Annotated in this window: 12 protein-coding genes; 7 read left to right on the plus strand and 5 right to left on the minus strand. The window is 35.0% G+C overall.

The features are described from left to right. Positions 1–106 precede the first annotated feature (106 nt). Positions 107–526, minus strand: a complete 420-nt coding sequence (locus MR053_RS11900; protein ID WP_223551685.1) for a nucleoside-diphosphate kinase — start codon at positions 524–526, stop codon at positions 107–109. An 88-nt stretch (positions 527–614) separates the two neighbouring features. Here MR053_RS11900 and MR053_RS11905 point away from each other — a divergent pair, with 88 nt between their 5' ends. From MR053_RS11905 to MR053_RS11930, 6 genes are all read left to right on the plus strand, one after another. After that, the gene (locus tag MR053_RS11905; protein WP_242132653.1) at positions 615–1,634 is read left to right on the plus strand and encodes a DHH family phosphoesterase; all 1,020 of its coding nucleotides are present in this window, start codon (positions 615–617) and stop codon (positions 1,632–1,634) included. Continuing rightward, complete coding sequence (gene gldI, locus MR053_RS11910) at positions 1,624–2,172, plus strand: gliding motility-associated peptidyl-prolyl isomerase GldI (protein ID WP_317221715.1); 549 nt, start codon at positions 1,624–1,626, stop codon at positions 2,170–2,172. The genes MR053_RS11905 and gldI overlap by 11 nt, the downstream gene beginning before the upstream one ends. A 10-nt stretch (positions 2,173–2,182) precedes the next feature. After that, the gene (locus tag MR053_RS11915; RefSeq protein ID WP_242132654.1) at positions 2,183–3,328 is read left to right on the plus strand and encodes a peptidylprolyl isomerase; all 1,146 of its coding nucleotides are present in this window, start codon (positions 2,183–2,185) and stop codon (positions 3,326–3,328) included. Between the two features lie 12 nt (positions 3,329–3,340). Then, positions 3,341–4,279 carry a prolipoprotein diacylglyceryl transferase gene (lgt, locus tag MR053_RS11920; RefSeq protein WP_242132655.1) on the plus strand — a complete coding sequence of 313 codons (939 nt, stop codon included), beginning with the start codon at positions 3,341–3,343 and terminating at the stop codon, positions 4,277–4,279. Positions 4,280–4,282: 3 nt separating this feature from the next. After that, entirely contained in the window at positions 4,283–4,756 is a 474-nt protein-coding gene (locus MR053_RS11925; protein ID WP_242132656.1) for a DUF192 domain-containing protein, read from the plus strand. A 101-nt stretch (positions 4,757–4,857) separates the two neighbouring features. Further along, the gene (locus MR053_RS11930) at positions 4,858–6,291 is read left to right on the plus strand and encodes a sulfatase (protein WP_242132657.1); all 1,434 of its coding nucleotides are present in this window, start codon (positions 4,858–4,860) and stop codon (positions 6,289–6,291) included. A 261-nt stretch (positions 6,292–6,552) separates the two neighbouring features. Here the strand turns inward: MR053_RS11930 and secDF are convergent, their stop codons facing one another. The 4 genes from secDF to MR053_RS11950 all read right to left on the minus strand — a co-directional run bounded on the left by secDF (position 6,553) and on the right by MR053_RS11950 (position 12,534). Beyond that, complete coding sequence (secDF, locus tag MR053_RS11935) at positions 6,553–9,546, minus strand: protein translocase subunit SecDF (protein ID WP_242132658.1); 2,994 nt, start codon at positions 9,544–9,546, stop codon at positions 6,553–6,555. 150 nt (positions 9,547–9,696) lie between these two features. Further along, on the minus strand, positions 9,697–10,308 hold the full coding sequence (locus MR053_RS11940; protein WP_242132659.1) for a hypothetical protein: 612 nt from the start codon (positions 10,306–10,308) through the stop codon (positions 9,697–9,699). A 79-nt stretch (positions 10,309–10,387) separates the two neighbouring features. Beyond that, entirely contained in the window at positions 10,388–11,314 is a 927-nt protein-coding gene (gene mdh / locus MR053_RS11945) for a malate dehydrogenase (RefSeq protein WP_242132660.1), read from the minus strand. Between the two features lie 194 nt (positions 11,315–11,508). Further along, positions 11,509–12,534, minus strand: a complete 1,026-nt coding sequence (locus MR053_RS11950; protein WP_242132661.1) for a DUF6588 family protein — start codon at positions 12,532–12,534, stop codon at positions 11,509–11,511. A 180-nt stretch (positions 12,535–12,714) separates the two neighbouring features. Between MR053_RS11950 and MR053_RS11955 the strand changes: the two genes are divergently transcribed. Then, positions 12,715–13,524 (plus strand): membrane metalloprotease, encoded by an 810-nt coding sequence (locus tag MR053_RS11955; protein WP_242132662.1) that lies wholly within the window; start codon positions 12,715–12,717, stop codon positions 13,522–13,524. The last annotated feature ends 56 nt before the right edge of the window (positions 13,525–13,580 follow it).

Consider the following 13,580-nt stretch of genomic DNA (forward strand, 5'->3'; position numbering starts at 1 on the left):
TTAGTCCCTAGAAAACCTAATAAAGTCAAAAAAGATTTTTAAAAGTCAAAAAAAAAAGCTTCCGAAATTTATCGAAAGCTTCATTTTTAACCAATTTATAAAATATTTAAAATATTTCCCTTCCCGAAAAATGGAATGCGCTTTCAATAGCTGCATTTTCATCACTATCACTACCATGTACGGCATTCTCGCCCATTGAAGCTGCATATAATTTTCTAATGGTCCCTTCTGCTGCATCGGCCGGGTTGGTAGCACCAATTAAGGTTCTAAAATCTTCAACAGCATTATCCTTCTCTAACACAGCTGCAACTATTGGTCCACGGGTCATATACTCTACCAATTCCCCAAAAAATGGACGTTCGCTATGGATCGCATAAAATGTTTCTGCATCAGCCTTAGACATTTGTGTTAATTTCATTGCTACGATCTTAAATCCAGAAGCTGTAATTTTTTCTAATATTGCACCAATATGCCCTTTCTCAACAGCATCTGGCTTAAGCATTGTAAATGTTCTATTTGTTGCCATTTGTTCTTTTAAATTTTGTGCAAAAGTAATCTATTTCCACTTAAAAACAAGATTTGGCAATTTTAAAAAAATTGTATATTCGTTTCCTATGAACAAACAAGATATTGAACAGATAAAACAGTTACTCTCAACCCCTAAAAAAATAGTAATTGTAACCCATAAAAATCCAGATGGCGATGCCGTTGGCTCTAGCCTATCACTATATCACTACCTTTCGAAATATCAGCATAAAACAACTGTAATTTTACCTAATGACTGTCCCAGTTTTTTAAAATGGATACCTGGAGCAGAAACCGTTTTGGTATACGACTATCAAACAGAATTATCAAATAGATTAATAAGTGAAGCCGAAATTATATTTACTTTAGATTTTAATGCTTTCCACAGAACTGGCAATATGGAAATTCCATTATCTGAAAGTGACGCATTAAAAATCATGATAGATCATCATCAGGCTCCTGATGGTTATGCAACTTTTATGTTTTCGGATGTGAGTATGAGCTCTACTTGTGAAATGATTTATCATTTTATAGACATGCTTAAAGACACCAATAATATTGATGCTACCATGGCCACCTGTCTTTATGTTGGTATCATGACTGATACTGGTTCCTTTAAATTTGATTGTACCACAAGCACCACTCATCATATTATAGCTAAACTTATTGATAAAGGTGCCAACAATTCCCAAATCCATAACAATGTTTACGATACTAACAGCTATGAACGCCTACAGCTTTTGGGCTGTGCACTCAAAAATTTAAAAATACTACCTGAATACCGTACTGCATATACTAGCTTATCTCAAGAAGAACTTAACCAATACAATTATAAAAAAGGCGATACAGAAGGAGTAGTAAATTATGGTCTATCGTTAGACAATATAGTGCTTGCAGCAATTTTTATTGAAGACAAACAGGAAAACATTGTTAAAATTTCGTTACGCTCCAAAGGTCATTTTTCTGTTAACGAAATGTCCAGGGCACATTTCAACGGGGGTGGGCATACAAATGCCGCAGGTGGTAAAAGCTATTTATCCTTAAACGAAACCATTGAAAATTTTATTAGTATATTGGCTAGTTATAAAAACGCCCTAAATGATGAATAAACTCATACCCATATTATTTGCAAGCCTCTTTATTATTGGTTGTAAAACACCAGAAGCCAGAAAGCCCATTTCGGTTAAAACAGGTTCTTTTATAGACGATTCGGTAGAACGAAATAAAAAACTCAACGCTAAGGAACAATCCCATATCCTTAAGGTTATGGAACAACAGAACGATAAAAATTATATCGCTTCAGAAAGTGGATTTTGGTATTACTACAATACAAAAACAGAAATCGACACCTTAAAAACACCTAATTTTGGTGACGTCATTGATTATAATTACGATGTTAAAACCCTTAGCGGACAAACTATTTATTCTAAAGATGACGTCAAAATACAGCGCTACGTTATGGACCAACAAGAACTTTTCACAGGGCTTAGGGAAGGTTTAAAACTCATGAAAACTGGTGAAACCGTTACGTTTTTATTTCCCTCCCAAAAGGCCTATGGCTATTATGGAGACCAAAACAAAATTGGCAGTAATATGCCATTAATGTGTGAAGTCACGGTATTTTCAATTACTGAAAACAATAATTAATCAAAAGAAAATGAGATATACAAAATGGTTTATGTTCTTCTCTCCCGTTCTGTTAATTATACTTAACCTATATTCCTGCAAAGCACAATATCCTGAATTGGAAGACGGACTTTATGCCGAAATCGTTACTGGAAAAGGAGTTATGATTGCCAAATTGGAGCATGAAAAAACACCTGTAACTGTTGCCAATTTTGTTTCCTTGGCAGAGGGCACCAATACAATGGTTGATGATGAATATAAGGATAAAAAATTTTATAATGGTTTGAAATTCCATCGTGTCATCCCCGATTTCATGATTCAGGGAGGTGATCCTAAAGGGGATGGTTCTGGAAATCCTGGCTATCGCTTTAACGATGAATTTGACATAAGTCTAAAACATGATAAAAAAGGGACATTGGCCATGGCCAATTCGGGTTATGGCACCAATGGCAGTCAGTTTTACATTACCCATAAAGAAACGCCATGGTTGGATGCCTATGACGATGAGGGCAATTTAAAAAATTGTGAAAACAGACGTATTAGTTGTCATACCGTATTTGGGGAAGTTATTACGGGACTTGAAGTTGTTGACTCTATTAAACAAAATGATGTTATTGAAGCTGTAAATATTATTAGAAAAGGAAAAGTAGCTAAAAAGTTTGATGCAGTCTCCATTTTTAAAAATCATTTTATTGAAGCCAAACGCATTAAGGAAGAAAAAGAAGCCCAAGCCCAAGCCATAGTAACAGCAACACTTGAAAAATTTGAAAAACAACGTACACAAGCCACTACGCTACCATCTGGTTTACAATATTTAGTTACCGAAAAAGGCGATGGAAAAAAGCTATCTGAAACCTCTAAAGTACTTGCACATTATGCTGTTTATTTTGAAAACGGAAAACTACTTCAAACCAGTAAGTTAGAAACAGCTGAAGCTTTGAACGCGGTAGATGAACAACAAAAAATTACGGGTAGGTATGAACCTATAACTTGTGATATTGGGCCAGACGCTAGAATGATTCCTGGATTTAAGGAAGGTTTGAGACAGTTAAATGTAGGTGATAAAGCTACACTATTTATTCCATACCACTTAGCTTATGGCGAAGCAGGAGGCAATGGTATTCCACCAAAATCAAATATTATATTTGAAGTTGAAATTCTTAAACTTTTAAACTAGTTAAATAAAAATATGTACGTATTAAAATTCGATTGGAACCCTATAACAGGTATAGACATAGCAGGCAATTTTAAACTCCATTTTTATAGCTTAATGTGGGTAGTAGCCTTTATTATTGGTTGGTATATTATGAAGCGTATCTTCACTAAGGAAAAAATTTCCTTGGAGTATTTAGACCCGCTTTTTATCTATACCGTTTTAGCCACCATGCTTGGTGCTCGATTAGGGCATGTACTTTTTTATCAATCAGAATTAATTACTGAAGATTTTTTCAGCATATTTCTCCCCTTTAAATTTAAGGGCGGCTTTGAATTTACTGGTTTTCAGGGTTTGGCCAGCCATGGTGCCGCTATAGGCATTATTATAGGCATGTATTTATACCGAAAAAAATACAACTACAAATCCTTGCTTTGGATTCTGGATCGCGTGGTAATATCGGTAGCCTCTGGTGCCGTTTTCATTAGAATAGGTAATTTCATCAATTCAGAAATTATTGGAAGGGTTGTTGAAAATGAAAACTTCCCACTTGGTGTTCGTTTTATCCAAGATTATTACAATAAATATGATATTGTAAGAGTAACAGGCATTAAAAATGTTGAGGAAGCTTATAATGCTGTAACCAATAATCCGCAATTTGCGGAATTACTGGAAGCCATCCCCTACCGTCACCCCGCACAATTGTATGAATCGTTTTGCTATATTTTTGTGTTTTTAATTCTGTGGTTTGTTTACTTAAAAACCAAAAAAAGTGATCAAAGCGGATTTCTTTTTGGATTGTTTTTAATCTTGCTTTGGACGGTACGTTTTTTTGTTGAATTTGTTAAAGAGCCTCAAGGCGATGAATATATCAACTGGTTTGGTTTACAAACCGGCCAATGGCTAAGTATTCCTTTTATATTAATAGGTCTCTATTTTATGTTTGTCTATAAACCCAAAACTGCAAGCAAATAAAGCATGTCCATAAAACGATTTCTACTATATGTATGCTACCTTTTAATAGTTATATCTTGTAAGGATAACAAAAAAGTAATTAAGCAAACAGAAGTTACTTTTAAAAAGGAAGGAGAGTTGACCATTATCAAATCCGATTCAACCACAGTACACCTTAATATTGAAATTGCAGATACTGATTACGACACCCAAACAGGGTTAATGTACCGTAACAGTATGGCCGATACACAAGCGATGCTATTTGTTTTTGAAAATGAGCAACCACGCTCCTTTTACATGAAAAATACGCGTATTCCTCTAGATATTATTTTTATAGGCGAAAACAAAAAGATTGTTAGTTTTCAAAAAAACGCCCAACCTTTTGACGAAACTTCCCTTCCTTCGAATACCCCCGCTAAATACGTTTTAGAAGTCAATGCTGGTCTTGCAGACAAATGGCAATTAGAAGTTGGTGATACCATAATTTACACTAAATAAAACACTCATATGAAATGCCCACATAAGCAAATTTTCAGTGCATACCCCCAAGCATATAAGAGTAATTCTTCTGACCTTTGAAACACAATAAATATAAAAAGATGAAACAATTTTTTGTCTATTGCATTATTTTATCTTTAATAGTTAGTTGCTCACAAGAGAAAAAGCCTAATGTGTTATTCATCATTTCAGACGATTTAACTGCCACTACTGTTTCATCCTATGAAAATAAAGCTTGTTATACACCAAACATAGATCAATTAGCTTCAGAAGGGATTCGTTATACAAAAGCTTATACACAATACCCTGTTTGTGGGCCTTCAAGAGCTTCATTGATGTCTGGTTATTACCCTAATGCTACCAAAACCTATGGGTATGTGAGTGGACGCAAAAACATTGGTCCAAATCGAAAAACATGGCCACAGTTATTCAAGGACAACGGTTATTACACGGCTCGGGTTAGTAAAATTTTCCACATGGGCGTACCCATAGACATTGAAACCGGATCTAACGGAACAGATGATGAAGCGTCTTGGACAGAACGTTTTAACAGTCAAGGTCCGGAGTGGAAAGCAATTGGAGATGCCGAATTAGTTCAAAATAACCCCGATGGGACCATTGAACGCAAAGGGGGTAATGTCATGACTATTGTAAAAGCTGATGGTGATGATTTGGTACACTCTGATGGTAAGACAGCTGAAAAAGCGATTGAACTTATTAAAAAACACAAAAACGAACCATTTTTTTTGGCTGTAGGTTTTGTAAGGCCCCATGTACCTTTTGTTGCTCCAAAATCGTATTTTGAACCTTATCCATTTGAAGATATAACGATGCCAAAAAAAGTAGAAAACGATTGGGACGATATTCCAAAACGGGGCATTAATTATGTAACTAGTTTAAACGGTGAAATGTCTCTCGAACAAGAAAAGAAAGCTGTAGCAGCTTATTATGCTTCGGTATCATATATGGATGCACAAGTTGGGAAAGTATTGCAAACACTAAAAGATGAAAAGCTGGAAGATAATACTATTGTTATTTTCACTTCAGACCATGGGTTTCATTTAGGAGAACATGATTTTTGGATGAAAGTGAGCCTGCATGAAGAATCCGTTCGAGTTCCTTTAATTATAAAAGTTCCAGGAAAAATACCACAAGTCTGTCACTCATTTGTTGAATTATTGGACTTATATCCAACTGTTGCTGAACTGGCTGGATTAAAATACTCAAAACATATACAAGGCAAAAGCTTGGTCAAAACAATAGACCAGCCTAAACATAGTGTGAGGGATATGGCTTTTAGTGTTAGCCAAGGTGGTAAGTCTTTTTTATTGAGAAATCATAAATGGGCCTATATTCAATACAATGAAGATGCTTCAGAAGGTATAGAATTATTTGATATGGAGGATGACCCGAAACAATACACCAATCTAGCCAATAACCCAGAATATACTGAAACTGTGGCTTATTTTAAAGAACAACTCAAAAAGAAATTAAAACAATTACGAAGGAATGATTTGGGATTTGAATACCCTTAGTCATTGGAGTTTGCTTGTTCTTTAAAGAACTAAAAGCTGTTTTTTTTAATTGTTTGTCATGTCACAAGAGAACAAGGAGGAATCTTATAATGGTGATATTTCCTATTGTTCGTTTTTCAGGCTGTTGATCACAGTTTTTAGATGCCTTTTTAATAACTTTCAGAAAAATAACAGCCTTAAAATCTAAACTTACTTTTATAAAACGCACCAATAAAAAAGCCTATCAAACAAATGATAGGCTTATTGCAAAGAAAAAATGAGTTAGTTTTTTTTCTTCTTTTTATCTTCAAGTTTTTGTACCGTGTCGTACATGATAGGTGTCGCAATAAACAATGACGAGTAAGTACCCACAATTACACCCACAATTAATGCAAACATAAATCCTCTAATGGAATCGCCACCAAAAATAAATATGGATAATAATACGACTAGAGTTGTAAGTGAGGTGTTCAACGTTCTACTTAATGTGCTGCTCAAAGAAGTATCTACTACACGGTCGAACTTCCAGCTGGTATGCTCATTAAAAAACTCCCGTATCCTGTCGAATACCACCACCGTATCGTTAAGTGAGTAACCAATTACCGTTAGAATAGCCGCAATAAAAGCCTGGTCTATTTCCATACTAAATGGCATAAACCTATAGGTTAGTGAAAAAATCCCCAATACAATCAATACATCATGGAATACAGCCGCAACTGCACCCAAAGAGTATTGCCAACGCTTAAAACGCATTAAGATATAAAGGAACACCACAATAAGCGATCCTAAGATTGCCCAAAAAGAGGCCTGCTTAATATCGTCGGCTATGGTTGGACTCACTTTAAAAGACTCCAACAATCCTACCTGTTTGTTTACATCGTTCAAATCGATGAACTCTTCATAGGTCTGACCCGATAAATGGGGCTGTAATGTGTTATACAATAGTTGTCTTATTTCCTCATCAACTTCAGAACTTGCTTCATTGACCTTATATTTGGTGGTAATTTTTAACTGGTTGGCACTACCAAAAGTTTTTGCATCTGCACTACCAAAAGTATTGGCTAAAGTTGCAGAAATCTCAGTTGCATTAACATCGTTCTCAAAACGTACTTGATAGGTTCTACCTCCAACAAAATCGACGCCTTGGTTTAAACCTACAGTCACTAAAGAGCCTAAACTTAATACGATAAAAGCTCCAGAAATTATAAAAGCGACTTTACGTTTCTTTAGGAATTCAATATTTATATTCCTAAATAAGTTCTTAGTAATCGCTGTTGAGAAATCTAATTTACCTCCTTTGTTAATGTACCAGTCAACCAATAATCTGGTAATAAAAATGGCAGTAAACAAGGATGTAAAAATACCTATCAATAAGGTCGTTGCAAATCCTTTAATAGGCCCAGTACCAAAAACGAATAGTATTAAAGCCGTTAATCCAGTTGTGATATTGGCATCTAAAATCGAGGATAAAGCATTGCTAAACCCATCTTGAATGGATTCCTTTTGTCCTTTTCCCTTAGCTATCTCCTCACGGATGCGTTCAAAAATAAGTACGTTGGCATCAACCGACATACCAATGGTTAATACGATACCCGCAATACCAGGCAAAGTCAATACAGCCCCTAAACCAGATAATATACCAAATATTAATAAGATGTTTAAAACCATGGCGATGTCTGCAAAACCACCAGCCTTTCCATAATAAAGAATCATCCATACCAATACCAATACCAAAGCAATCATGAAGGACATGGTACCGCTATCAATAGCTTCCTGACCTAAGGATGGTCCTACTACCTCACTTGATATAATATCGGCCGATGCTGGCAATTTACCTGCCCGTAAAACGTTAGCTAAATCTTCTGCCTCATTTAATGTAAAACTTCCTGAAATTGAAGAATTACCTCCTGCTATTGGACCAGATGTCACACCAGGAGCTGAATATACCACATCGTCTAAAACAATGGCTATTTGACTTCCTTGAGAAAACGCCTTACCAGTCATTTCTTCCCATATCTTAGCACCTTTAGAGTTCATTTGCATGGAAACTTCTGGTTTATTTGCCACACTAAAATTCACACGGGCATCTGTAACTACCGCTCCACTTAATTGAGGTGTATTGTCTCTGTTTCCAACAAGAGCATATAGATCTACTAGTTCACTATTTTTTTCCGGTTTTCCAAAAACAAACTTCGCATAACGCTGCTCTACAGGCAATAAGGCTCTTACTTCTGGCTTGTTTAAATACTCTAGTACAGTCACTTTGTCCTTAACTTCGAATCTTGCTATTATTGGGCCGCCTTGATAACCAGGTCCTCTAATTAAATCCAATAATGGATTAACGGTTGCAACCGCAGTAGAATCTGTTTCAGCTTCACCCAACAAATCATCGATAGCTGCATCTTGTGCGTCTTCCTCATCCTGAGGTTCAGCTTCTGCAACTTCGGGTGTATCAACGGCAACCAAATCTTTTAAAGTCTCATTGGCTTGAGCTAAAAACCCAAAAAACTGTTCGCCTTTATAGGCATCCCAAAATTCCAATTGAGCGGTACTCTGTAATAAACTTGTAGCGCGTTCTACATCCTTAACACCTGGTAATTCTACCAAAATACGCCCTGAAGTTCCTAAACGTTGAATGTTTGGAGAAGTTACTCCAAACTCATCGATACGCTTACGTAATACTTCAAATGCAGAAACAATGGATTCGTCAATTTTAGTGCTGATAATCTTTTTAACTTCGTCATCGGTCATATTGCCTTCTATCTCACCATCTAAAGCCTTTGTATAGAATATATCTGGTGATGCCAACTTGGTATCGCCTTTAATAGCATCAAAAGCCACAAAGAAATCTTCTAAATAAGTATTTTGGCTATTCTTTTGAAGTTCTGTAGCGTCTTCCAAAGCTTTATTAAATACAGGATCTTTTGTATTATTTGCTAATCCTTTTAAGATATCTTTTACAGACACTTGAAGGATAACATTAATTCCTCCTTTTAAATCCAAGCCAAGATTCATGGCCTTTTGCTTCACTTCGTTATAAGTGAATTTTGCAATACCAATGTTAAACACGGTATCGGTAGCAATTGACTCTAAATAATTGGCTTCTTCCTGACTTCGCTTGGCACGGTAGTCCTCTTCAGTGTCTGCAATTTTACTAATTGCCAATTCCTGTGCTTCGTCTTCAATTTGGTTTGCCTTAAATGTAAACGACAATTGGTAAACACTTACCAATCCGAATAACAGTGCAAACAATTTAACTAATCCTTTATTTTGCATGTTTATATATTTTATAATCGCTATTTTAAAAAACGGACAAATATATTATTTACCGTTTATTCTGTAATATGTTTTTGTTTTTTTATTGATGAAAGTTGACTAAACCTTCAAGTCTCAGACTTTGGGTTTACTTAATCTAAGAATGTTATTTTAGCAGAAAGGTCCAGCTCTAACCTCTGGAGTAATGTGAAATGGTTCTTCTATCGACAAGACGATAGTATAATGTACTTTATAAGTAACTTTAATAGTGTTGGTTATATTATCATCTAGATAATTATTGAAACGATAAACATCTAAGACATTTAATCTTTCACTTTTATGATTTATGGTTAGAACGGGTATAGCTCCAAAACCTGACGATGACCCATTATTCTTTTGAATCTCATAAATATCTAGATTGCAACTAACCCTATTATCTTCTAAGGGAAATCTTGAACCTGTTTTTCCTTGACCATCAATAGGGTAATTAAAGACTAAAGTATTATCTTCAGAAAGTGCATTTTTTATATGATTAACGTCAACATCACTATGATAAGTAATTCTTAACCTACTATTAGCTTCTTCTGTAACTCGAATATTCTCTGCGCCTAAATCCTGTAATCGGTCTTTAACAACACTGACGGTACTTTGTGTTTCGGAAAGCGTTATTTTACTACCTGTAAACTCTAATACAAGAACTTGGTTAGGTACAGTGTCCTGTTGTTGGTTAACAACAGCAACAAAGGAAAGTATAAAAAGTAATGTACCTATGTACCATCTCATATTCATGCCCCAAATATAAAAAAATAAAGACTGTATTGCTACAGTCTTTACATAAATTGCCTCAGTGGCTTAAATTATTCTATAACTCCAATAAACCATTGGTTTTGGTAACACCTTCGGCACTGGATTTCAAATGATTTTTTTCAGCGTCGCTTAATGGCACGTCCACAATTTTTTCAATACCATCTTTACCCAAAATCACAGGAACTCCAATACAAATATCATTCAAACCATATTCGCCTTCTAAAAATGTTGAACAAGGAAACATTTTCTTTTGATCACATGCTATAGCTTGTACCAAGCCACTAACAGCAGCTCCTGGAGCATACCAAGCTGAGGTTCCCAATAGTTTGGTAAGTGTAGCACCTCCTACTTTAGTATCTTCTTTAACTTGATTTAAACGCTCTTCGCTTAAAAATTCAGAGACCCTAACACTGTTCCTTGTCGCGTGACTGGTTAACGGTACCATTCCTGTGTCACTATGTCCACCTATTACCATACCATCTATATCACTAATAGGCGCATTTAATGCCTCAGCTAATCTGTATTTAAAGCGTGCTGAATCTAAAGCGCCTCCCATACCAATAATTCTATTTTTGGGTAGGTTGGTAGATTTGTGCACCAAATAGGTCATGGTATCCATTGGGTTACTCACCACAATCATGATGGTATTTGGAGAATGCTCTATTAAATTATTGGCAACCGTTTTAACAATACCAGCATTAATACCAATTAATTCCTCACGGGTCATCCCTGGCTTGCGGGGTATTCCAGAGGTAATCACACAAATGTTGCTATTAGCTGTTTTACTATAATCGTTTGTAACCCCTGTAATTTTAGTATCGAACCCATTTAGAGAAGCACATTGCATCAAATCCATAGCCTTACCTTCGGCATAACCTTCTTTAATATCCAGCAACACTACTTCGGATGCAAAATTTTTAATCGCAATATATTCAGCACAACTGGCTCCAACGGCCCCTGCTCCAACTATGGTAACTTTCATATCTTTAATTTTAAATTATATATTAACAGTTTTTATTTTGGACAAATTTGAAAAATTATACTGGCCAAAAAAATGATTTTTGTTTGTTTTGGCCTGTATTTTTTTGCTTAACAAATGTATGAATAAAATATACTTAAATAAAAAAGCACAAGGATTAATTCTTGTGCTTTTACATTTCGAAAGGATTCATTTTTTTATCTAAACCCAAAGTTTAGACCTAATGAAAAGGCGTTAAATTCAGATAGATGATATTCTGCATTAAATCTAAAAAAACCGAGCTTTAATTTTGCACCTATGGTACCCCTTACGCTGGACACTTCACTCGATACCGAAAAAGGGTCTGTATATGTATTGGCAATGAAAGGTCCTCCTGTAACTGTATATGTTCCTAAAATATCAGATTTTGATTCTCCTTTAATGTATCCCAAACCACCATAAAAATTAATTACGGGTAATTTTGTTGAAGCTACCAACTGTAATAACCAAGTATTTGTGTTACTTTCAATACGCTGATTTTCACCGTCTATTTGAAATGTGTCTGTTAAGTTATAGGTTGCATCTAAATTAGTATAGGCGAGCAAACCAGATATGGCTACAGGCAATATCTTGTCTGCAGGCAACCATTTAGTAAATTCAATTTGCAAACCCGCACCATACATACTTATATCAACTTCGTCGGTTTTTACCTTTGGCACAAATCGTGCTTTAAGCTCAAATCCCTTACTCAACCCTATGGCTCCTTGTATAAACGCTGTAGGTAATAAATTAGCTGTAGCATCTCCAATTCCAGAAGGCAATGTAATACGTTCAGTTAAAAGAGGATTATTATTATCAGATATGTCTATTTGAATATTTGGATCATTTTCACCAAGCGCAGTGGCAACCATTCTAGTTCTTTCACTTGGATTATCAACAAATTCGACTGAGAAATCTTCAGTTTCGTATAAATCTAAATCCATTAAAAAAATCTTATGTTCATTATTAGATATAGAAGCATTTGCTACAATCGATATTTCAAATCCTCCTAAAGGTTTGACGTCAGCAGTGTTAAACCAGTTAGCATTCATACTATACATTAAACCATTGGTTCCTGGCATTAAATAATCATTAGCAAAACGTTCTGCATTCTCTACACCAGCAGCAAATAAGCCATCAATATCTTGGGCTTTTGAAATTGTAGTTACTATACCAAGTAACATAAGTAGGATGAATCTTTTCATAACATAAATAAATTTGAGTGTTACAAAAATATAAAATATTTCACACAAAAAGTATTTTAATCGTATATATTAATCGTTTAATCGATTATTTATTTAAATTTGGTGGAATATTAAACTAATACTTGTTTTAATATATAGTTAAAATAGACTTAATATTTGTGTAACTTTATTTTAAATTTATTGGCAATACCTAGAAATAATAATAAAATGCATAGCCCCATTTCTAAATTAAAACTATTATCCATTTTTTTTGTGTTCCTATTTGTTGGATCATGTACAAAAGATGACCCTTCAGACCCTAACGACACAAACAACATTAATGTTTTTAACAATAGGCAAGGCACGGGGAGTTCAGCAAACGATATATTATCTGATGACACATTTAAGAGTATGGTTATTGAACTTGTTTATGTAGAAGGCTATGAACCCACTCAAACAGCTATAAATAATTTTGTTTCGTTTCTAACAAATCGCATTTATAAACCATCAGGTATTACAGTTTTAAAACGTGCTATTGCTAAGCTTGGACAGGAAACCTATTCTATTGAAGATATTGCCGAAATAGAAAGAGAAGAACGTGAGATCTATAACACAAATAGTAAAATTGCAATATGGGCCTATTTTACAGATGGTAAATCCGATAAAGACACTGCTGAAAATGTAGTTCTTGGTACGGCTTACTGGAATACTTCCTTTGTGATTTATGAAGAAACCATTAGAGACCTAAGCAACAGTTCATTGGAACCTAGCCGAAGTCTTTTAGAATCAACTGTCATCAATCATGAATTTGGACATATTTTAGGATTGACCAATCTGGGAACGCCCATGCAAACCGAACATGAAGATACTGAACATGAACATCATTGTAACGTAGAAAGTTGTCTTATGTATTGGGCTACCGAATCTAAAGTAAGTTTAGGTAATATGAATACCGTACCTCAACTTGATGCCCAATGTTTAGCAGATTTGCAAGCGAATGGTGGTAAATAATTAAAAAATCTTTTACTTATTTTTTTTATAAAAAAACCGTGACAAAATATCACGGT

It is taken from the genome of Aestuariivivens marinum (assembly GCF_022662175.1).
In the GTDB taxonomy this organism is placed as follows: domain Bacteria; phylum Bacteroidota; class Bacteroidia; order Flavobacteriales; family Flavobacteriaceae; genus Aestuariivivens; species Aestuariivivens marinum.

Coding starts and splice junctions, on each gene's coding strand:
- MR053_RS11925 (WP_242132656.1), top strand. CDS start 4,283: ATGTCCATAAAACGATTTCTACTATATGTATGCTACCTTTTAATAGTT.
- MR053_RS11950 (WP_242132661.1), bottom strand. CDS start 12,534: ATGAAAAGATTCATCCTACTTATGTTACTTGGTATAGTAACTACAATT.
- MR053_RS11930 (WP_242132657.1), top strand. CDS start 4,858: ATGAAACAATTTTTTGTCTATTGCATTATTTTATCTTTAATAGTTAGT.
- lgt (WP_242132655.1), top strand. CDS start 3,341: ATGTACGTATTAAAATTCGATTGGAACCCTATAACAGGTATAGACATA.
- mdh (WP_242132660.1), bottom strand. CDS start 11,314: ATGAAAGTTACCATAGTTGGAGCAGGGGCCGTTGGAGCCAGTTGTGCT.
- MR053_RS11940 (WP_242132659.1), bottom strand. CDS start 10,308: ATGAGATGGTACATAGGTACATTACTTTTTATACTTTCCTTTGTTGCT.
- gldI (WP_317221715.1), top strand. CDS start 1,624: ATGATGAATAAACTCATACCCATATTATTTGCAAGCCTCTTTATTATT.
- MR053_RS11905 (WP_242132653.1), top strand. CDS start 615: ATGAACAAACAAGATATTGAACAGATAAAACAGTTACTCTCAACCCCT.
- MR053_RS11900 (WP_223551685.1), bottom strand. CDS start 526: ATGGCAACAAATAGAACATTTACAATGCTTAAGCCAGATGCTGTTGAG.
- secDF (WP_242132658.1), bottom strand. CDS start 9,546: ATGCAAAATAAAGGATTAGTTAAATTGTTTGCACTGTTATTCGGATTG.
- MR053_RS11915 (WP_242132654.1), top strand. CDS start 2,183: ATGAGATATACAAAATGGTTTATGTTCTTCTCTCCCGTTCTGTTAATT.